Annotated in this window: 19 protein-coding genes; 6 read left to right on the top strand and 13 right to left on the bottom strand. The window is 35.9% G+C overall.

Annotation, left to right across the window (positions count from 1 at the left end; all coding sequences use genetic code 11):
* Positions 1-21 precede the first annotated feature (21 nt).
* From ATN92_RS13265 to ATN92_RS13275, 3 genes are all read right to left on the bottom strand, one after another.
* Positions 22-2,280: a hypothetical protein gene (locus ATN92_RS13265; RefSeq protein WP_143444199.1), complete on the bottom strand. Its 2,259-nt coding sequence runs from the start codon at positions 2,278-2,280 to the stop codon at positions 22-24.
* 198 nt (positions 2,281-2,478) lie between these two features.
* Entirely contained in the window at positions 2,479-4,722 is a 2,244-nt protein-coding gene (locus ATN92_RS13270) for an L-type lectin family protein (RefSeq protein ID WP_143444202.1), read from the bottom strand.
* A 283-nt stretch (positions 4,723-5,005) separates the two neighbouring features.
* A complete protein-coding gene (locus tag ATN92_RS13275; protein WP_056951190.1) occupies positions 5,006-7,534 on the bottom strand; it encodes a M1 family metallopeptidase in 2,529 nt (842 codons plus the stop codon).
* 185 nt (positions 7,535-7,719) lie between these two features.
* Here ATN92_RS13275 and ATN92_RS13280 point away from each other — a divergent pair, with 185 nt between their 5' ends.
* Positions 7,720-8,178 (top strand): nitroreductase family protein, encoded by a 459-nt coding sequence (locus tag ATN92_RS13280; RefSeq protein ID WP_056951188.1) that lies wholly within the window; start codon positions 7,720-7,722, stop codon positions 8,176-8,178.
* 69 nt (positions 8,179-8,247) lie between these two features.
* On the opposite strand, the gene ATN92_RS13285 is transcribed toward ATN92_RS13280, so the two are convergent.
* The gene (locus ATN92_RS13285) at positions 8,248-9,123 is read right to left on the bottom strand and encodes a LysR family transcriptional regulator (RefSeq protein ID WP_056951187.1); all 876 of its coding nucleotides are present in this window, start codon (positions 9,121-9,123) and stop codon (positions 8,248-8,250) included.
* Positions 9,124-9,234: 111 nt separating this feature from the next.
* On the opposite strand from ATN92_RS13285, the gene ATN92_RS13290 reads away from it, so the two are divergent.
* The 3 genes from ATN92_RS13290 (at position 9,235) to ATN92_RS13300 (ending at position 11,851) form a co-directional block, all read left to right on the top strand.
* A complete protein-coding gene (locus ATN92_RS13290) occupies positions 9,235-9,972 on the top strand; it encodes an SDR family oxidoreductase (RefSeq protein WP_056951185.1) in 738 nt (245 codons plus the stop codon).
* A 17-nt stretch (positions 9,973-9,989) separates the two neighbouring features.
* On the top strand, positions 9,990-10,475 hold the full coding sequence (locus ATN92_RS13295; RefSeq protein ID WP_056951183.1) for a flavodoxin: 486 nt from the start codon (positions 9,990-9,992) through the stop codon (positions 10,473-10,475).
* Between the two features lie 65 nt (positions 10,476-10,540).
* Positions 10,541-11,851, top strand: coding sequence for an MFS transporter (locus ATN92_RS13300; protein ID WP_056951181.1), 1,311 nt, complete (start codon positions 10,541-10,543; stop codon positions 11,849-11,851).
* A gap of 56 nt (positions 11,852-11,907) precedes the next feature.
* On the opposite strand, the gene ATN92_RS13305 is transcribed toward ATN92_RS13300, so the two are convergent.
* From ATN92_RS13305 to ATN92_RS13315, 3 genes are all read right to left on the bottom strand, one after another.
* Complete coding sequence (locus tag ATN92_RS13305) at positions 11,908-12,342, bottom strand: Rossmann-fold NAD(P)-binding domain-containing protein (protein WP_056951179.1); 435 nt, start codon at positions 12,340-12,342, stop codon at positions 11,908-11,910.
* Between the two features lie 102 nt (positions 12,343-12,444).
* Positions 12,445-13,884, bottom strand: a complete 1,440-nt coding sequence (locus ATN92_RS13310; RefSeq protein WP_056951177.1) for an amino acid permease — start codon at positions 13,882-13,884, stop codon at positions 12,445-12,447.
* A 2-nt stretch (positions 13,885-13,886) separates the two neighbouring features.
* The gene (locus ATN92_RS13315) at positions 13,887-14,372 is read right to left on the bottom strand and encodes a GNAT family N-acetyltransferase (protein ID WP_056951175.1); all 486 of its coding nucleotides are present in this window, start codon (positions 14,370-14,372) and stop codon (positions 13,887-13,889) included.
* A gap of 113 nt (positions 14,373-14,485) precedes the next feature.
* On the opposite strand from ATN92_RS13315, the gene ATN92_RS13320 reads away from it, so the two are divergent.
* On the top strand, positions 14,486-15,619 hold the full coding sequence (locus ATN92_RS13320) for a helix-turn-helix domain-containing protein (protein ID WP_056951173.1): 1,134 nt from the start codon (positions 14,486-14,488) through the stop codon (positions 15,617-15,619).
* Positions 15,620-15,668: 49 nt separating this feature from the next.
* Here the strand turns inward: ATN92_RS13320 and ATN92_RS13325 are convergent, their stop codons facing one another.
* Positions 15,669-16,040 carry a nuclear transport factor 2 family protein gene (locus ATN92_RS13325; protein WP_056951171.1) on the bottom strand — a complete coding sequence of 124 codons (372 nt, stop codon included), beginning with the start codon at positions 16,038-16,040 and terminating at the stop codon, positions 15,669-15,671.
* A gap of 92 nt (positions 16,041-16,132) precedes the next feature.
* Complete coding sequence (locus ATN92_RS13330; RefSeq protein WP_056951169.1) at positions 16,133-17,011, bottom strand: LysR family transcriptional regulator; 879 nt, start codon at positions 17,009-17,011, stop codon at positions 16,133-16,135.
* Between the two features lie 87 nt (positions 17,012-17,098).
* On the opposite strand from ATN92_RS13330, the gene ATN92_RS13335 reads away from it, so the two are divergent.
* Complete coding sequence (locus ATN92_RS13335; RefSeq protein ID WP_025085587.1) at positions 17,099-17,308, top strand: hypothetical protein; 210 nt, start codon at positions 17,099-17,101, stop codon at positions 17,306-17,308.
* Positions 17,309-17,333: 25 nt separating this feature from the next.
* On the opposite strand, the gene ATN92_RS13340 is transcribed toward ATN92_RS13335, so the two are convergent.
* The 4 genes from ATN92_RS13340 to ATN92_RS13355 all read right to left on the bottom strand — a co-directional run bounded on the left by ATN92_RS13340 (position 17,334) and on the right by ATN92_RS13355 (position 20,226).
* A complete protein-coding gene (locus tag ATN92_RS13340; RefSeq protein ID WP_056951167.1) occupies positions 17,334-17,930 on the bottom strand; it encodes an NAD(P)H-binding protein in 597 nt (198 codons plus the stop codon).
* 9 nt (positions 17,931-17,939) lie between these two features.
* Entirely contained in the window at positions 17,940-18,980 is a 1,041-nt protein-coding gene (locus ATN92_RS13345; RefSeq protein ID WP_056951165.1) for a zinc-dependent alcohol dehydrogenase family protein, read from the bottom strand.
* 21 nt (positions 18,981-19,001) lie between these two features.
* Positions 19,002-19,853, bottom strand: coding sequence for an SDR family oxidoreductase (locus ATN92_RS13350; protein WP_056951162.1), 852 nt, complete (start codon positions 19,851-19,853; stop codon positions 19,002-19,004).
* A 139-nt stretch (positions 19,854-19,992) separates the two neighbouring features.
* On the bottom strand, positions 19,993-20,226 hold the full coding sequence (locus ATN92_RS13355; RefSeq protein ID WP_056951160.1) for a cytochrome b5 domain-containing protein: 234 nt from the start codon (positions 20,224-20,226) through the stop codon (positions 19,993-19,995).
* Positions 20,227-20,261: the final 35 nt, after the last annotated feature.

A 20,261-nucleotide genomic window follows, 5' to 3' on the forward strand; every position in this document is an offset into this window, starting at 1 on the left:
GTTTTCGAGTCTTTTTTTGTTTTAAACGGATTCTGAAAGAACCCAATTCATTTTCCCACTATATTGTCCGCTTGAATTAAACCCAGTAGTCTTCAATAAAATACCATCTGAATCGTTCCAAGATTTTCCAACATTAGTAACTTGATTCCCGTCAGCACTCTTATAACCGTTAGCAATATTAACAACTGCATCATTTGTTAATGATTGTTCCGAGCCACTAGAATTTTTGAAAACTAGATTACCATTAAAAGCCGTATCACCATTGTACAAACCTGAAGTTGTAGCTGATAAATGCCAAGGATTGGTCGTTCCATTTTCTCGACCATCATTCACAACAATATTCCAATCGCCTTTTCTAGGAACTAGCATTGCAGCTGTCGCTTGATTAATACTGCCAAAAGAGTAATCATCGACTTTCAATGACAAACTACCCTTTTTCGTAATAACCACCGTCGATGTAGTTGAAACATTACCGTCAGCATCCTCAACGTAAACTTTTAAAGTATTAGTTGTTTGGGTCAAATCAGCTGATGGAATATTCAAATTCAATTTACCACTGGCAGCATTACTATCTAATTTAGAAGTAGCCAAGTCCTTGCCGTTCAAATTTTCATGAACTGTGACATCAGAATTGTTAACAGTACTACCATCAACGTATGAAACAGTTCCAGTAATATTAGCATCATGACTATTATCAACAGTTAAATTACTTTGATCTAAGGCTAAACTGATAGCTTTGGCCTTTTTGATAGTGAAATCAGGTGTATTAACATCCGTAATCAAATTATCACTGTCAAAATGAGCACTAACCGTTTTAACTTTAGTAGTAGTTGTGACGTCATTAGCCACCCCATTAACCGTAATCGTAGCTTCAGAAGGTCGATATGTTCCATCCGAACTGACATATAAATCTTTAGCTATACTATGTTTTAGTCTACCTGTGTCTTTATCAATTTCACTCGCATAGATTGGCTCAGCTTTAGCATCACTGCCATCATTGTAAGTTACATAACCTAATACTTGATTAGCATCACCATTTGTAAAAGTAACATTACTTGGGAATGTGATTTGAGCCACATCATTTAACCATTTATTTTCTCCACTATCAAAACGTAGATGGTAATTAAAACTCAAACTATCACCAGAATTAACATTTCGATCAGTATCCGTTTCAGAAAATGTTTTGTTTTGCGTATTGTCAGTTATATCCGAAGTAACCGTCCCTTCAACAGAAGAAGGAATAGATTCCAATGCAATCAAATTAGGCTCATAAGCTGCACCACTAGTCGCTGTGAAGCCCCACTGCAACTTATTAGACATAGCATTCTTTCCACCAAATTCAGTCGCATGAACTGGATCACTGGTTGATACTAAAGGTGTATCACTCTTAGATCCATCCAAATTCTTATCATTATACTTATAAGTAATTCTATACGTAGAAGGATCCCAAGAGACAGTTAAATGATGCCAATTACCATCATGCAATGATGTAATATTTTGAACACCAGAATGATTCATGGAGTAATAATTATTAGTATTAAAAAAGCTGGAGGCATCATGTCTAACATAAGTACTAGCATCACCTGGATAACCATAGGCAATATGCTGCCCCGTAATATCACTTTCAGCATCAAAATCATCATTCGAAGCATTCGATTTATTAGCATTAGTATCAAATTCCAGAGCCCAGCTATCTTGAATAGCCGTATTAGCAATTGTTTGAGTGGATGTGACAGATTTATCAGTATCCATACCCCAGACTCCTAAAGTTTCACCTGTCCCAATTGTTGTACCCTTGTGAGAGAACGATGAAACACCATTAGCTGGGTTTTGTAATACGAAAGCCATCCCGTCACCAAAAGAATCACCACTATGAATGTGTTGTGATGGTCCAAAATATAACCAACATGACAAGGTCTGTTTATTATTGATATTAACGTAATTTCCGTTATCAACATTAGACCAGATAGCACCTTCCTGATTGGTGTAATTAGTCATTCTAATTGCCATCAACGGATCATAAGATGTTCCCGTAGAATGCATTGACGAGTTTTGTAAAATGGCACTATTCTGAGCACTACTACCAAATCCTGAAAAATCACCATGTAAAAATTGTGACTCATTCAATCCAAGATTATCCGGTGCTTTAGCCAGTCCCTCTCGTGTCTCTGTCATAGAGTCTTGTTGCGATGTACCAGCCTGAACCACTGTTTGTTCACTCTTGATAGCCAACCCCAATGAAGCCATCAAAAATAGAACCTTTAAAAATTTTTTCCTCATACTTACCTTTGTTTCCATTACATAGGAAATGAATCCCATAGTTATTATTATTTTTATAAAATTTCCTAATAGCTCAATAGTATATCTAATGAAAATATATTTAAACTAATATCTTTTCATTTATCCGTTTTCATACACAAAAAAATCATGAATTGAGAGATTTCTCAATAATCATGATTTTTTCTTTAATTATTTTACTTAAATACTATCCTGCAAATTCCAAGTTACAGTGGAAGTATACGTACCTGCACTTTCATATGAGCCACGCTTCAACAAGACTCCATTGTCAGACGACCATTGACTATCAATATCATAATCCTGTGCTGCTGTCTGACTTTTAACTGCACTACTGATTTCGACTTCATTATTGATTAAACTATCAGTATTGCCAGACCCATCAACGAAGATCAAACTCTGGCCATCTTTAGAATTAGTCCATGTTTCTTTATCTCCATTAACTAGCGGCGTTGCGGAAGCGAATAATTTCCAACCTGCTCCCTTTTGACGACTATCAGTTACATCAATTGACCAACCGCTTCCTCTTGGAATAATTGAATTATCTCCAAAGGATTGCGTGGTCTTAAAGTTGCTGGCCGGTGAGGTCTCTATGGAAACCGTTCCTGAAATAGTTACGGTATATGTAATTGTGTCGGAAACGTTGTAATCTTCATCATTGTAAACGTAGATTGTAACTGTGTTAGCACCTTCATGCAAATTAGAGAATAGTTGTGAAGATACTGGTAAAGCAAAAGTATCAGTTGAATTGCTGGCTAAAATTGAACTCATGGAAGTTTTAGCAATTTCACCATTTACACTGGCAACAACTGTTAACTTAGATGGATCAACAGTCTTAGTCTTGTCACTGTATGATACTTTACCATTTAACAAAACTTCTTTATTAAAACTAGTTGTGACGTCAGATCCAGTCTTGGTTAACGTAATTTTATTTGGTTGCTTAATTACGAAGGCCTTAGTCATGACATCTTTTTGCAAATCACTACCATAGAAACTAGCGTGTGCCGCTGGTACATCAGTTTCTGTAGCGGTTGTACCGGCATTAACAGTTCCTTCAAATTTAACATTAGCTGAGGTGATTCCTGTCTTGTACAAAGATTGACCTAGTTTATGTTCAATTTGATTATTAGTCATGCCGCTAAACTCACCAATTGTTTCAGTGGATGTCTTACCTGCATCATCGGTATAAGTAATCAAAGCACTACTGTAATCAATTTTATCAGGTAGATTAATTGTGGCATCAATATTTTCCCAAGGCTTTGAACCACTCAAGTAATTTAGATTATAGTTCACACTAACTTTGTCTCCTTGATGGACCACGTTAGCATTAGGATTATCAGTTGTAGCATCGGTAATTTCACGATTACCTGAAGTTTCATCAATAATTGAAGTTAAAGCATCGGCTTCAACCAAAGATGGAATAGATTCAAAGATAACTAAATTATTTTCAGAACTTGAACCAGTTGAACCGGTAAAGCCCCAATAGAGTTTATTGCTACCATTGAGATCAAAAGCAGTTGTATCAATTTTCATAACTTTAGTATTGACCTTGCCAGCACTGGTCAACTTAGGAGTCCCGTCCATATTCTTGTCATCATAATTCAAGGTCATTGTTGCTTCAGTAGAACCACTAGGTGCTGGTGTCCATGTCAATGTCACATGATGCCAGTGATCATCGGTTAAGAAATTACTACTCTTTGATGTAGTAGGAATACTAGTAATCAAATTATCATGGTTCATATAAGCACCTTCTGCCCCAAGCCCATAGGTTGACTCTCTAGCCGGATAATTGCTGGCAATATGGTTGACACCACTGACATTCTTATCAAAATTACTATCATAAGTACCAGAATTAGGATAGGTATCAAATTCCATGGCCCAACTCTTTTGAATGGCTGTTTTAGCTAGAGCAGATGTAACAACATCAACTGGTAAAATTACAGTTCCCCAGACACCTAAGGCTTCACCAGGCGTATTATCAACATCACCACTATTAGTAAAAGCACTATCTGAAACATTTTGTAAAACTAACGCCATACCATCACCAGTATTAGTACCACCAAAAGTATCAACACCGCCAAAGTACATCCACATAGACATGGTTTGACGTTTATTTACATCTATATAATTCTGTTTACTGGTATCTGATTGCGTTCTCTTGGACCAAATAGCACCAACTTTATTAGTTTGCCCTAATTCTGTTAATACGGTAACATCGGCACTTCCTTTATTACCACCTTCATTAGGAGCCAACACTTTAGTATCATTATCAGTAATTGCTGGCACATTAAACAATTCGTTAATATTAGTTAAGCCCTTAGGCAAAGTACGATCTACACCTTTATTATCTACTGTATTACTCAACACCTTACCCAAGGTTGCTTGAGTGGCAGTAGCTGCATAGGTAGTATTTGTTGAAAAACTCAATATCAAAAAAAGACCCAGTAAAATGAATCCTACGTATAGAGCTAGTAATTTTTTGATATCAATCACTCCTTTCACAATGGCATCGCTAACATTAATAACTTTATTTATATAATAGTACTAATACCATAATATGTTTACCCATGTTTAGACAAGCTTTATATCCTATTTTGAAAAAAGTATTTTCTAAATATTTATTTTTGGACAGCAAAAAAGCCTGAAGAAACGGCATTGATCATTTCTTCAGGCCTTTTATTTAAATATTCTAATTTTTTATAATTAAAAATTAAGCATTTTTAATTGCTGCATTAACAGCATCTTTTTCATCTTCAACCAAGTTAACCTTAGTCTCAATGATACTGATATCCATTGTGATTTCACGAGTCAATCCTGGTGTATTGATCTTAGGTTCAAAGAACTTCTTGAATTCTTCAAAACGTTCTGGTGTATGGAAGGCATATGATGTGACAGTGATAAATGTAGCAAATTCCATGTCACCACCAACAGTATCTTCCAACCATTGCCAGTCATTTCTGATCCAATCCCAAGCAGCTTGTTGACCTTCGTCATTATTCAAAATACCACGATACCATGCACGTAGATCTTGGGGTTTGATAATGTCAGCATTTTCAAATTTATCAACGATTTCACCAATCAACTTGCTGTCAGTTGTACTTGGAATAGCAACAGATAAATCGTTCTTGTAACTTGGATCTGAAGTTGTCTTGTATTCATTCAATAAACTATTGATTAGCTCTTCGCTACCATAGTTCTTAACTTCATTTCTGATTACTAAGAGACGAATATCAGCTGGTAAATCTGCCAAGTCATCTTTGTTAGTAACAAATAACTTATGAGCTTCAGAGATAGCTTTTTCATCCTTGGCATACAAAGCAGCACTCAAAGCGTATGGACGTGTCAATTGATCATTGATTGATTCGCCAGCTTTAGGTTCCCAGCCAAGACGAGCAACTTGTTTAGCACTCAATTTAGCATAGAAGGCTTGCAAAGCTTTTTCTTCGTCAGTATTAGGTTTAACAAATTTCTTCAAGTTATTGGCAATACGATACATTGCAGCTGTAACTGTAGATGATTCACTTTCTGAGAAGCCTTCAAGCATTGGTACAACATCAGCATATGAAATTTGACGAGCATCAGCCAAAAGACGGAGATCTTGAAGCAATCCAAGTTGAGAAATAGTATCAACTGAATCGATATTATCGAAGATATCCTTTTGAAGTGTTTCGTCATACTTAACAACAAAGTGTGAGTTGTTTCCAACATTTAGACGGAATGGCTTACCATTTGCTTTACGTAATTCTTCATAATCGCCTAAAGTAATTGTTTGATCAGCCATAATCTTAGGAGCAGCATCATAATTGCTGTTCAAAGGAACTTGCCATTGACGGCCAACTTCTTTACCTTCGCCGATAAAGAATTGTTTTTGTGACAATGTAAGTTTGCCATCAACTACACTAGCTGAAACTACTGGATAACCAGGTTGTTCTAGCCATGAGTTCATGATCTTACCAACATCCATACCTGAAGCTTCACCTAAAGCACTCCACAAGTCAGCACCCTTGGCATTGCCATACTTATGAGCTTCGAAGTATAACTTCAAACCTTTACGTAAGTTATCATCACCAAGCAAAGCACGTACCATGACAAGCATTCTAGCACCCTTAGCGTAAACAATGGCTGAATCGAACAAAGCATCAATTTCAGCTGGATCTTGGACTTCAACGTGAACTGATTGAACACCATCAGTTGCATCACGTTGTAAGGCAGCAGGAACATCTGATGTTTGGAACATTTCCCAAACGTGCCAGTCAGGTTCAATAGCATCAACCGCAACATATTCCATCATATTGGCAAAACTTTCGTTTAACCAGAGGTCATCCCACCACTTCATAGTTACAAGGTCACCGAACCATTGGTGAGCCAATTCATGAGTAACAACAGTAGCGACTAACATCTTTGTATCAATTGATGTGTTATCAGGATCAAGCAATAAGTAAGCTTCACGATAAGTTACAAGTCCCCAGTTTTCCATCGCACCAGCTGAGAAATCAGGAAGTGCTAATTGCCATGAATGTGGAAGTGGATATGGTGTTTGATAGAAATCCTCATAGAATTCAATTGCACGTTTAGCAATATCAAGGGTAAAGTCCAATTCCTTAGCTTTATGAGCTTTAGTAGCGAAGACACCAACTTCTACACCACTCTTAGTCTTGGCCTTCTTAGCTTGAAGATCACCAAAGGCAAAAGCGATTAGGTATGTTGACATACGTACAGTTGTATCGAAGTAGTGAACACCATCTTCGTTACGAATTTCTGGCATATTAGCCAAAATTGTTTCGCCAGGTTGTTCGTCGAACTTAATAGCAATATCGAATTTAGCCTTAGCTTCAGGTTCATCAACACATGGGAAGGCTTGACGAGCAAAGGTTGTTTCGAATTGTGTACCGATAATTTGTTTCTTCTCACCGTTCAATTCGTAATATGAAGGATAAATACCCATCATTGAATCAGTCAACTTAGCATCGTAACTAATTGTTAAAGTAGTTTCACCTGTCTTTTCAAGATCAATGTGAATTCCTTCATTCTCGTCATCAACTTTGAAAGGTACCGTTTCGCCATCAGCCTCAACTGATTTGATATTCAAATATTTTTGATTAATTGAGACTGTCTTTTCTTTAGCATCACCATTAATCTTAGTTGTTCCGGAAATGGTCTTAGCACCACGATCGATATCTATAAAAATATCGTAGTGTGCTGGATGAAATGTTTCATAAAAATGTTTAATTTCAGACATGAGCTACCTCTAATTTATTTTTAATATTTTTCTAATTTACTATAATGTTAACTTTATACGACTTTCTATAAAAATGAAACAATTATAACCGAATTTTGTCAAAAAAATTGATTGCAACATATTGATCCACATAATTTTATTTATACTATTATAGAGGGAGAAACATAATAAGGGAGTGTTAATATATGGAAACTGAAAAAATGATCCGTTCGCGCAAGGCCGTTCGTCACTACACTGGTCAAATCACCGATGAACAATTGAATAAGATTTTACTTGCTGCTAATGCTGGTCCCGTCGGTATGGGTGAATATAACAACTATCGTCTTACAGTTATTCAAAATTCAGATATTCTAAATAAAATGAGCGGTATCTACGATGCTCCAACTGTTATTGTGGTTTCTGCTGAAGACCCTGATGCCATGGAGGATGTCTCAGCTGGGGCCATCGTTCATAACATGGAATTAGCCGCTGAGGATCAAGGATTAGGTGCTAATTACAATATGTCTAGTGTTGGTTCAATTCCTGCCAACGTTCTACCTACCGGATTCAGAGGCATCTTTGCTCTAACTTTAGGACAAACAGACGAAAAATTTGTTCCGCGTGAAATTCCTTTAGATCGTATTAAGACTAACTTTGTTAAATAAAAAGGGTGTTTATATTGACCAATTAACTTTGGTTGATATAAACACCTTCTTTAATTTGAAATCAAAGGATTATGATTCTTTTTTCATACTCATAATATTTTTAAGAAATTCATCTGCTAATCGAGATAAAGAACGCGATTTTTTCCAAATTAAAACTGTCTTAACAGTATCAATATAATTCAAATCCTTAAAAACCAAATCACCAGTTTCATATTCTGGCTTATCAAAGGTAATCGCATTGCCCATTCCCGACATAACCATGGCTCGCATATTGTAATTCATATCATAAGTACCTGTAATTTTATAGTCACGGACATACTCATCTAAATATGAAACCCATTGTGAATGAACATCCATCTGTCTGGGGATCAACAAACGCATTCCTTTCAAATCTGAAGCCGCAAAATAATCCTTACCGGAGTTGTCATCCTTTCTAGGCATGACAACCCCGGTTTTGTTTTCAATTGGCAATGATAACTTATTATATTTATCCAAAGAATCATTCGTATAAACAACGCCAAAATCAAGAACCCCAGCATCTAAATTTCGAAAAATTTGATCAGCGTCTTGAGTATCAAAGTGAACGTTGACGTTCTCACCCTTATCTATCAATCTGGTAAAAGTCCTTGTTAAATAAGCATTAGCCTTACCTTCTCCAGCGGCTACATATAAGTCACCGGACAAAACCTTATTATTCTGAATCGTCAAAGAAGTCGAATCAACTAATTGATCAATTTCCTTGGCCCTTTCTAAAAAGAAATAACCATCGTTAGTTAAAGAAATCTCCCGCGGGCCCCGTTCAAAGAGAACTGTTCCCAATTCTTCTTCCAAATCTTTAATCTGTCTGGACAAAGTTGACTGCGAAATATGTAATTTTTCAGCTGCCGAAGTGATGCTTTTGTCGTTAACAATCTCTATAAAATACCGTAATACTCGTAGTTCCATTTTATCCATCCTTTTTAGTTATGGCTAGCATTGCAATATAACTATTTTACATCAAGCTATTCAGCACTTATATTATAAACATAAATTGATTCATACAGGAGGATTTTAAATATGGATTTATCAAATAAAGTTACTGTAATTATGGGTGCTTCATCAGGTATTGGAGCTGCCACAAGTAGATTATTAGCTAAAGATGGTGCTAAGTTAGTTATCGCTGCCCGTCGTTTAAATAGATTAGAAGAAATCCAAAAGGACCTCCCTAAAGCTGAAATTGACGCTTATAAGGCTGACGTTACAAAATTTGAAGATGTTAAGAATGTAATTGATAAGACAGTTGAAAAATACGGACGTATCGATGTTCTCTATAACAATGCTGGTATCATGCCAACTGCTCCTTTAATTGAAGGTCGTCGTGATGAATGGCAAAATATGCTTCAAATCAATATCATGGGTGTCCTAAATGGTATTGCTGCTGCTCTTCCTTACATGGCTAAAGCTAAGAGTGGTCACATTATCTCAACTGATTCTGTTGCCGGACATACTATTGGACCTGATGGTGCTGTTTACAGTGGTACTAAATTTGCCGTTCGTGCCATCATGGACGGACTAAGAATTGAGCAAGCTGAAAATAATATTAAAACTACCATTGTTTCACCAGGTAGTACTGGTACTGAATTATTCAATTCTATCAATGATAAGGATCAAAAGAAGTTTGCTCAAGATTACTTCAAGAACGTTGGTGGACTAGAACCTGAACAAATTGCCCAAGCTGTTGAATTTGCCATCGGCACCAAAGATAATATGTCCGTCAGTGAAGTAATTATTCGCCCAACTAGACAATCACTTTAATATTAAGAAGGAAAAACATGAAAACTTTGATAGTATATTACTCAAAAACTGGCGTCGTTGATAAGATGGCACATTTCATCTCTACTAAACTCGGCGACGTTGTTCTTTACAGAATTCAAACCGTCCATACTTATGCTAGCGGTATGTACGATGCTTGGGATCAAGCACAAGTCGAAATTGCTGACAACCAAATGCCTGAGTTAGCTGGAACCTTACCTAACTTAGATGACTATGACAATATCATCATCGGTGGACCAGTTTGGGGCTTTAATCCATCCAATCCCATCTTGTCCTACGTTCGTCAAAATGATTTTTCAAATAAAAACATCTTAGCCTTTTGGACTTATTATGACCATGATGAGAAATACGCCAGTGCTTTACATCGTGAAGTGCCTACTTTCAATCCGAAGAATGGTTTGGAATTAAGCATGTCGTTGATGGATAACGATAAATTATTGAATCAAAATGTCGATAAGTGGCTACAAGAAGGCAAGTTCAATTAAACATCTTTAAAAGAAAATCTGAGAATGATTTTCTTTTTTTATTTATTATTTTAGAAAGGATTCACATGCAAAAAAAATTAATTTTAACAATTGTATTACTCAGTTACTTTGTGACCGCAATTGACGCATCCATTGTTACCACAGGTTTGACAATGATTAAATCTGATTTGAACTTAAATCAGGTCTCACTATCTTGGCTTCAAAATGCCTATTTGTTAGCCTTCGGCGGCATGGTTCTTTTGGGAGGACGATTAGGTGATCTTGTTGGAAGAAAAAGAATATTTATTCTCTCTTTAGCCTTATTCGGTATTGGATCATTATTCGCCGGTATCTCTCAAGAGGCCACATTAATGATTTTGGCTAGATTTATTCAAGGCATCGGTGCCGCCATTTTAGCCCCTACCTCTTTAGCATTATTGATGGACAACTTTGAAGGACCTGAAAGAATCAAGGCCATTGCTTGGTACAGCTCCGTCTCCGGGATTGGAACTAGTGTCGGCATGGTTTTAGGTGGCTTCTTGGCTAGTACTTTATCGTGGAGATACGGTTTCTTTATCAATATTCCTTTAACTATTTTTATGATCATTGTTGCAATCAAAGCGTTAGAAACACAATCTATCAAGAAAGAACGTTATGACGTTTGGGGTTCACTTTTCTCAATTCTGGGATTATTTGCTCTAGTTTATTCCATCAACGGCGCCAAAAATATTTTGCTTTGGTTCATTTTGGCTCTTATCTTATTAACCACATTTATCATAATTGAAGCGAAAGTTAAAAAGCCAATGATGCCTCTGTCACTGTTCACCGATCGAAGTAGAGTTATCGCCTATCTAGTCAGAGCCATGTTTGTTGGTTCGATGATGGGATACTTCTTCTTTGCCGCCGAGTTTCTTCAAGGAGTTTTGCATTATTCTCCTTTGATGACAGGTTTTGCATTCTTCCCACTAACCTTCTGTACTTTTATTGCAGCTCTCAAGGTTCCTGCAATGGTTGATAAACACGGTAACAAGAATACATTATTATTAGGTATGATCTTTTTAGTCTTAGGATTTAGTCTAATCATTTTAATGTCTGGTCTTAGAGGATTCTGGGTTAATATTGGTATTCCCTCTATTCTATTAGGATTCGGACAAGGATTTGCAATGAGTCCTCTAACTAATCTTGGAATTCAAGGTGCCAGTCGTGAAGATTCTGGTGCGGCCTCTGGCTTAGTCAATGCTGCTCATCAAATTGGTGGCTCTATCGGTATTTCCATTATGGTAGCTTTAACTGCACAATATACTGCCACATCGACTATTTTCAAATTTGCTATGATTATTGGCCTAATCATTAATATAATTGGTTTGATAATCTCATTTATTGTGGATTCAAAATAGTTTCAAGATATAGTAAAAATCCAGTAACTCAAAATTGAGCTGCTGGATTTTTTTTTTTAAATTTTAACTTTTGTAATGGATGCCAGTTCTTGTAAATAGGCATTTTGTAAATGTTCATCATCTGCCCTTTGGTCGTATCGGCTTAATTTTTTATGATGGAAATAATTACCGGAAACACTCTTATCTTCCAACGTTGCCAACCATACTTGAGTCATATAACCCTCTGTCAAATCATCCGTTGCCATTCTGCCACCCATTTTAGTTGGAACCCAACCAGGATCAACCGCTGTTACTACTATGTCAGAGTTTAATCGTGCCAATGCTTTAGTTAAAAGAACTAATTGCAATTTTGATGATGAATAATCGGTCGTTTGATGAACTAAATCCATAATATCTAATCTAGCTCCAACATGTATTCCTAAAGATACATAAATAATTCGTTTAGGAGTTTCGATCAATGCTGTTAAAAGATAAGGAGCTAGATCATTCACTTTAAAGGTTAATGTTGTTCCGTTATATTCCTCTATGATCTTTGATTCATTTTTAAAATACTTGTTAGTTGTATGAATACCTTCTATTTATTCAATTGATTTTCAATTAGATAGATCAATATCTTCTAAATTTATAAGGTGTGTATGGTGCCGTATTTTATAGTAAAAAAACAAAATCAAAAAAATTATAATGCTTAAATAAGTCACAATTATACTTTTCCAATCAAAAGTTACAAATGCATCAACATTTTGACCAACTATAACAATTAGGCAAAGAGCAAACGCAAAAATTGGTCCAAAGGGAAAAAACTTAGATTGATATTTTAACTCAGACAAATCATGTCCTTGTTTAATAAAAGCTCTTCTAAATCTAAAATGTGCTATGGCTATTCCTAACCAAGCTAAAAATCCTGATAATCCTGATGCATCAATCATATAGTTATACGCTTTTGCATCAAAAAATTGGGTTGACCAAATTATTAAGCTGACAAACGTTGTTCCCATCAAAGCAAAAATCGGTATTCCTCTATCGTTCGCCTTACCAAAAATTTTCCAAGCATATCCTTCACGTGCTTGAGAGTATAGCATTCTAGTTGACCCGTATAACCAAGAATTTGCGGAAGATAATACGGCCACTAAAATAACTGCATTCATTACACTTGCAGCGGCAGCTAGTCCGACTCGCTTAAAAATCAATGTAAATGGACTGGTCAAAATATCTTGAACATTCGCATTCAATAAGTTTTTATTTGTATATGGCAAAATACAAGCAATTATAAAAATCGTCAAAATATAAAAAATAATGATTCTCCAAAAAGTAGAGTGAATTGCTTTGGGAATACTTTTTTCTGGATTATTAGATTCCCCCGCTGCAATTCCAACCATCTCTGTTCCTTGAAAAGAGAATCCGGCTACAACAAAAACACTGAGTATTCCACCGAACCCATTAACAAATGGTGCTTTTTTATAAGTGAAATTTTTCAATCCTATTGCTTGATGTCCTCCCATAATTCCTAAGATAACTGCTACTCCTACAATTAAGAACAAAATTACGGAAACAATCTTTACCATGGCTAACCAAAACTCAGTTTCACCATAAGATCGCACTGAAATAAAATTTATAAAGAAAATCAAAAAAAATGTAATTAATCCAAAAATCCACGACGGAACTTGAGGAAGCCAAAAATTCATAACAATTCCTATTGTGGTAGCTTCTACAGGAACTGTTATTGTACAATTCAACCAGTAATTCCACCCCATTGCGAAACCCAGAGAATGTCCGACATATTTATTAGCATAGGCTGCAAAAGAACCACTTAAAGGATCATGAGTTGCCATCTCCGCCAAACTAGTCATCAAAAAGTAAACCATTAATCCCATAGCTAAATATGCTACCAAAGAGCCACCTGGTCCAGCGGTAGTTATTGCCGACCCACTAGCTATGAAAAGTCCAGTTCCAATCGATCCTCCCAGGGCTATCATCGTTAGATGTCTGGTCTGAAGTGATCTTTTTACCTCTGCCATTTGAACTTCTTTTGCCATTATTAACTCAGCCTCTTAACCAGATTGTACCAAGTTTCGTCAGCGTGGTCTGAATCAGCAACGCCTTTATTTTCAAAGCCATTTTTTAAATAAAACGGTATATTACGATCGAGACTTGTTAGTGAAATAGTTTCTCTTTGATGTTTTATAGCGTCCTTCTCCACCGCATCTAGTAATTTGCTACCAATACTATGTCCTCGATATTTAGGATCAATTGCAATTGTAAAAATAATTTGATGTCCACCACTTGCTAAATTAGTGGGCGTATCTTCGTACATCCAATCCTCTACATATGGTTGCTTAGTTGCTGGTCCTACAACAAAACCTACCACTTGATTGTCAATTTTGGCTACTAGAAAAGTATCAACCAGTTTTTCAATACGATCACGATATTGCGTTTCAGTTCCTGCTTCTTCTGCAGTAAATCCCAAACGTTCAATTCTCAAAATCGTTGGTAAATCTTTTATTGTTACATGTGTTATTTCCATTTTTAAAAACCTCATATCCTGTATAATTAACTTATGACACAATCCTAACAAAATTTATAATTAGTGATTATCAGATATTCCACAGTTAAAGTGGAAATTTTGGAGGATGACTAATGAGACCCTTTTTTAATCAAGATAATCTGAATATTCGGATTTTGGATATTCTTGAACAACAAAATAATTGCAGTTACACTGAACTCGCCGAATTATTAAAAATAGATCGAGCTACTGTAACCAAAGCAATTAAACAACTTACACATATAATCGATCAACAAAGCTTAAACGATATTAAAATCACGTTGTCCAATCAAGGCATTGATTACCATCGTGTTGCCAAATTTAATTTAGCTGCCTTATTACCCATGCTAACTGATCAGCGAACAGCTATCATTTTTGAAAGTTCTTTTAATGAACACTACTCAACCATCTCAAGCCTAGCTAATAAAATCTATGTCAGTGAATCAACCACTCGGCGCTTAATCAATCTTGTTAATGATACTTTAATTGACTACCGTATCCAGATTGATCCTAAAAGTTTACATTTGATTGGGCCAGAGCCCAACATTCGCTATGCGGCTTTTCAATATTATTGGAATACTTATGGTAGTGTTACTTGGCCTTTTTTTGTAAATGAAGAAGAAATCAAACAAAACTCAAATGTTCCTAGTTATGACAAATTACGTTTTAGTTTTTGGCTGGCCATTTGTAAACAGCGTCAACTTAAACAACATCATTTAGAAATTTCAGAACTAGAATTTATCAATCTAATACGTAAAGTAGATTTCTTACAACTAAATAAATCTGGCTTAGATCAAGTCAAACAATATTGCCATTTATTTGGTAATGTTCCACTATTGTACGACCGTCAAAAACAATTGGATGAATATTTACAATTCATATCTGCTGGTAAAAGGCATTTTCTTTTTACTCAGGCCAATCATCAAAAATTACTGGCTCTAAAATTATGTGAATTATCTGCTGACAAGAATTTAAAAGAACATCTTAAATTTTCCATGGTAATAGACTCAGACTTTTTCAATCGTCAGCAATTAATTCAACAATTAGTACAATATTTTAATAAGGTTGAACTGGAAGTAATGGAAAATCAACAACAATCAGACTTTATTCTAACCAATCTCACTCTACGTAATTCTAAAACCCCCACTCTTTTCATCAATGTCCCTTTAAATCCTTTAGACTATGAAATGATCGGTAGACAAATAAAAGAAATAGTCAAAAAAATCTAGTGTAGTAACCAATTCCAATAATTGGTTTTTACACTAGATTTTTTATTCTCTAATATGCACTGGCAACTTGTTTAGTAACGGTCCATTCACCATTCTTTTTCTCAAAATACATTTTCATTTGTAGAGGCCAAGTATTTACACCGCCATCCCAAATCTTGGCTTGAACTCGATTCTGACCTACTAAGCTGGCTTTATTACCATCAATTTCAATATTCTTAATATTATCTTCTTTGGAAGATAAATATTGCATTTCGTCATTTTGAATTTGATCAATCCATTCTAATTTTGGTTGAACGTAACCCGTCATATGGGTCAAAGTCATTGATGAAGCTAAAATTTCGTTTAAACGATTAATATCTTTCTTTACCATTGCTGTATTTTCATCACGGTATAATTGCATAATTATTTCTTTATCCATCATTTCTATCACGCTTTCCTAACTTACAAAGAGCATGATACCAACATTTTCACACTTAAACTATTCTAAAATTAGGGATTATTCATAAGTAAAAGTTATGCAAAACTTTGTTTCAATAAATCCGCAAACGTTTCGATATAATAACCAGAATTGTCGGCCTGCCAATAGGCGTAATAATTCTGAATCAACTTGCGATCACCTTTTACTAAGGGAATCATTTTCACGATGTCTTGATCCAATTGCTTACGCATTCGATGATTAATTATCAAATAGCCTTGATTAGAAGCAATCAACATCTGGGCCTCATCATAATTCTTTGCCAAGATGAATTCACTCTTCACGCCTAAAACGTCTCGATAATACGCTTCTTCAGCTTCCTGTTGATTACCATCTAGAATTAAGATACACGGTATATCAGCCAAATCAACGATATCAATTTTTTTATTATCAACTGGTAAAGAATGATTTACCGCAACCATAAATTCACTAGATGTCAAAAACTCATTTTGATATTCATTAGATAAGGCCCGACGCTGATCTGAAAAATTTAAATCTAACTTATTTGTACGTAACAACTCATAAAGTTCTTCATGGGTCCCACTGCTAATCTTGATTTTAACCTTAGGAAACTCCTGCGTAAATTTAGATACCGTTTGTAAAAATTCAGTCGTTCCGAAACTTCTTAAATAACCAACATGGAGTTCTACTTCATCATTCTTTTCAAATTTAATAGTATTCTTAACTAATTGATCAACATCCGCCAAGACATCCTGACTATGCGTATAGAAATATTGACCAGCTTCAGTCACTTCAAAGCTACGACCTTTCCGGTTCAACAATTTCACGCCCAGACGACTCTCTAATTCTTTCATCTGTTGTGAAATAGCTGATTGTGAAATATTACAATCGACCGCTGCCTGCGTAAAACTGTGATTTTTTACGATTGCTATAAAGTATTGCATTTGTTGAAACATTTTTGCACCTCAATTTTTACTATTAATTTGCATATTCCTAAACTATTATTAATATTATAAACAATTTCACTAAAAGGAAATGATAATATGCGTAAGTATACTTCTATCTTAACTACAGTGTTATGGGCTTTAATCATTGCATACGCTATAAAGAATGTTGCCATCAATCATGGAGTTTACAATTTCGATATCAGTCTTAATTTCAAAGATCCATTTGGATGGCTTTTCTCAATCACATTATTAGTCACCGCTTTTGACTATATTTGTTACCATTTAATTTATCCTAAAAAAAAGTAGTCTCTGTCAAAGAGACTACTTTTTCTTATTTTGTATTCAAACCAACGCTATCATGTGAATAGTAATTATCGTCAGCAATCGCGTTCTTTACAAAATCAGCAATTGAACTGATTGAAACGTCATGTCCTCCAAAGGGTTCACCCTTCTTTGTAATTTCATAGTCAACAGGTCCATTAGTAAACCAACCAGGACGAATAACTGTGTAATTCAAATCAGAATCCTCAACCACATCAGCTGCTTCACGATATGAACGTAACATTGAATTACTACTCAAGTTACCACTGGCACCAACTGAAGCGGGTATTTCATCATAAATACCCATTGATGTGATGAACAACAAGCGTGAAACGTTATTACGATCCATTGCTGCAACAATCTTTTTAGCAAATTGGCCTAAATTACCGCTTAAGGCGACAAAAACTGCATCTTGCCCAGCAATAGCTTTATCCAAATCACTATCTTTCGTTACATCCCCAGCCAAAACTGTTTCACGGTCACTGGCATTCAAACGACTGGCGCTTCTAGCAAATAAAGTTAATTGATCGTCAGTTTCATTCAATAATGTTTGACGAACGGCACTACCAATCGTACCAGTTGCTCCAATAATTAAAACTTTTTTCATCATTTTCTCCTATTTATCACTCACAACAATCAAAGATTTGATAGCTGTACGTTTATCCATTGCTTCATATGCATCTTGAATTTCATCAAGTGTGAATCTCTTAGTAAAGACTTTTCCGGGGTTAATTTTGCCACTCAAAACAGCGTCTAATAAAACATTCTTATCATCAGTTGTTACTGAAGCAATTCCACCACGTAAACCAATATTTTTCCAGAAAAGATTATTAGTATTCATTTCAGCTTTTTGCGGTACACCAACACGTCCAACGACAGCACCGGGACGACCTACTTTAACGGCTGTATCAACAGATTGTTCTGTTCCGACACATTCAAGAACCGCATCAGCACCTGTACCAGTTAATTCCATAACTTTGGCAACTGCTTCGTCACCACGTTCAGGAATAATATCGGTTGCACCAAATTCTTTAGCCAACTTTTGTCTATCTTCATGACGACTCATGGCAATAATTCTCTTAGCGCCTAACAGATGAGCTGAAAGAACACCACTCAAGCCAACAGCACCATCACCCATAACAACTACGGTGTCACCTTTTTTTACTTCAGCACTAGTTGCAGCATGGAAACCTGTTGCCATAACATCAGCCAAAGCTAGAAAATTATTAAGCATATCATCAGAGTAATCTTCAGGTTGACCAGGAATCTTAACTAAAGCCCAGTTAGCATTAGTGAATCTCAAGTATTCACCTTGATAACCACCATTGCCACCAGCTTCTTGATTCAAACAATCACCATCAAAACCAGCTAGACAAGCAGCACAGTGACCACATCCATGGGTGAATGGAGCGATAACGAAATCACCGACTTTAACATCCTTTACTTCTGAACCAACGGATTCAATGATACCAATTGCTTCATGTCCGACAGTTGAACCTGGTTCACGTTTTGAAATACCACGATACCACCAAAGATCAGATCCACAAACACAAGCACGAACAATTTTAATAATTGCATCAGTTGGTTTTTGAATTTCTGGTTTAGCGTATTCTCTAATTTCCATTTTTCCTGGTTCTACAAAGGTCGCTGCTTTCATAATTAAAATCTCCTCAAAAATTTATTTTTGTGCTCCAATATTACGTACCTCTGAAACATTGCCGTACCAATATTGAGCGGTAATACCACCATCAGCCAAGAAATCACTACCCGTAATAAAGGCACCACGACGATCCATTAATAATTCAGCTAAATTAGCAATTTCGTCTGGCGTACCTGGACGTTTTGTAACCATTGAATCAAACATTTGCTTGTAGCCTGCACCACGTGGTCCATTCAATTCATCAACAGCTAACGGTGTCATGATAATACCAGGACTAATTGCATTGATTCTAGCACCACGTTTTTGCCACTTAACTGATTCGGCGGCCACTCGTAAAACATTAGTCCGTTTAGCATATTGATAGGCTGCCAACGAATCTTTGATAACATCTGGTTGTAAAATTGATAGATTTAATAGTTCTTCAGTCGGTGTCATTGCCAAAGCTTGATTATCCTCTAGTGACAAAGCCGGCAAACGATGACCCGATTGTGATGAAATCACGATTCCTGCTCCGCCGGGAGCCATTACTTTACCAAATTCTTCTAATAAAACCGAAGTTCCATAAAGATCTACTCTCAAAACTTGTTCAGGACTAGCTTGTGAAGGTGAAACCCCGGCTGCGTTGACCAATCCCATAATATTGCCAAGAGATTGAGCTTTTACAACTACCTCTTTAATAGATTCTCTGGAAGAAAGATCTGCCTTGATTGTTTCTACTACAAAGCCTGCTTCCGTTAAATGTTGTTTCATTTCGGTTAATTTATTTTCATTGTAATCAGCTAGTAATAACTTACGACCAGCCGAGACTCTTCTAACAATTGCTTCACCGATTGAACCGGCACCAAACAATACGATAACTTCATTATTCATTTATATAACTTACCTCTTACTTGCTTCATCAACTTAACTTACAAGTGATATCTTACAGGCAAACCGTATTTCAACCAATTTCAAATTCAAAAGCAATTGATAAGTTTAACTTATGAATGGTAATAAAAAAGAACGCTAATTAGCGTTCCTTCAATTTTCCAACCTCATTTAACTTTGCCAAAACTGAATGTTTATGTGGTGATTTCATAATAGCCTCAGACAAATCATTACCAGCAACGTTGCCATGATGTTTCCCACCTTGCCAAGGTTCCACGTCAGTTACATCGTAGACAACACCATCAATAGCTACATAAGCTGGTTGGCCATTTTCACCATTATATTTTTTTAATTCCTCAAGTGTAAATTGCTTCATCTAATCAACCTCACTTCATAATTTGTCGAATCTAG

The organism is Companilactobacillus bobalius (assembly GCF_009764355.1).

Excerpts from the sequence above, each read along its gene's own strand:
- ATN92_RS13265 (WP_143444199.1), bottom strand. The coding sequence starts at position 2,280 with ATGAGGAAAAAATTTTTAAAGGTTCTATTTTTGATGGCTTCATTGGGG.
- ATN92_RS13275 (WP_056951190.1), bottom strand. The coding sequence starts at position 7,534 with ATGTCTGAAATTAAACATTTTTATGAAACATTTCATCCAGCACACTAC.
- ATN92_RS13280 (WP_056951188.1), top strand. The coding sequence starts at position 7,720 with ATGGAAACTGAAAAAATGATCCGTTCGCGCAAGGCCGTTCGTCACTAC.
- ATN92_RS13285 (WP_056951187.1), bottom strand. The coding sequence starts at position 9,123 with ATGGAACTACGAGTATTACGGTATTTTATAGAGATTGTTAACGACAAA.
- ATN92_RS13290 (WP_056951185.1), top strand. The coding sequence starts at position 9,235 with ATGGATTTATCAAATAAAGTTACTGTAATTATGGGTGCTTCATCAGGT.
- ATN92_RS13295 (WP_056951183.1), top strand. The coding sequence starts at position 9,990 with ATGAAAACTTTGATAGTATATTACTCAAAAACTGGCGTCGTTGATAAG.
- ATN92_RS13300 (WP_056951181.1), top strand. The coding sequence starts at position 10,541 with ATGCAAAAAAAATTAATTTTAACAATTGTATTACTCAGTTACTTTGTG.
- ATN92_RS13310 (WP_056951177.1), bottom strand. The coding sequence starts at position 13,884 with ATGGCAAAAGAAGTTCAAATGGCAGAGGTAAAAAGATCACTTCAGACC.
- ATN92_RS13315 (WP_056951175.1), bottom strand. The coding sequence starts at position 14,372 with ATGGAAATAACACATGTAACAATAAAAGATTTACCAACGATTTTGAGA.
- ATN92_RS13320 (WP_056951173.1), top strand. The coding sequence starts at position 14,486 with ATGAGACCCTTTTTTAATCAAGATAATCTGAATATTCGGATTTTGGAT.
- ATN92_RS13325 (WP_056951171.1), bottom strand. The coding sequence starts at position 16,040 with ATGATGGATAAAGAAATAATTATGCAATTATACCGTGATGAAAATACA.
- ATN92_RS13330 (WP_056951169.1), bottom strand. The coding sequence starts at position 17,011 with ATGTTTCAACAAATGCAATACTTTATAGCAATCGTAAAAAATCACAGT.
- ATN92_RS13335 (WP_025085587.1), top strand. The coding sequence starts at position 17,099 with ATGCGTAAGTATACTTCTATCTTAACTACAGTGTTATGGGCTTTAATC.
- ATN92_RS13340 (WP_056951167.1), bottom strand. The coding sequence starts at position 17,930 with ATGAAAAAAGTTTTAATTATTGGAGCAACTGGTACGATTGGTAGTGCC.
- ATN92_RS13345 (WP_056951165.1), bottom strand. The coding sequence starts at position 18,980 with ATGAAAGCAGCGACCTTTGTAGAACCAGGAAAAATGGAAATTAGAGAA.
- ATN92_RS13350 (WP_056951162.1), bottom strand. The coding sequence starts at position 19,853 with ATGAATAATGAAGTTATCGTATTGTTTGGTGCCGGTTCAATCGGTGAA.
- ATN92_RS13355 (WP_056951160.1), bottom strand. The coding sequence starts at position 20,226 with ATGAAGCAATTTACACTTGAGGAATTAAAAAAATATAATGGTGAAAAT.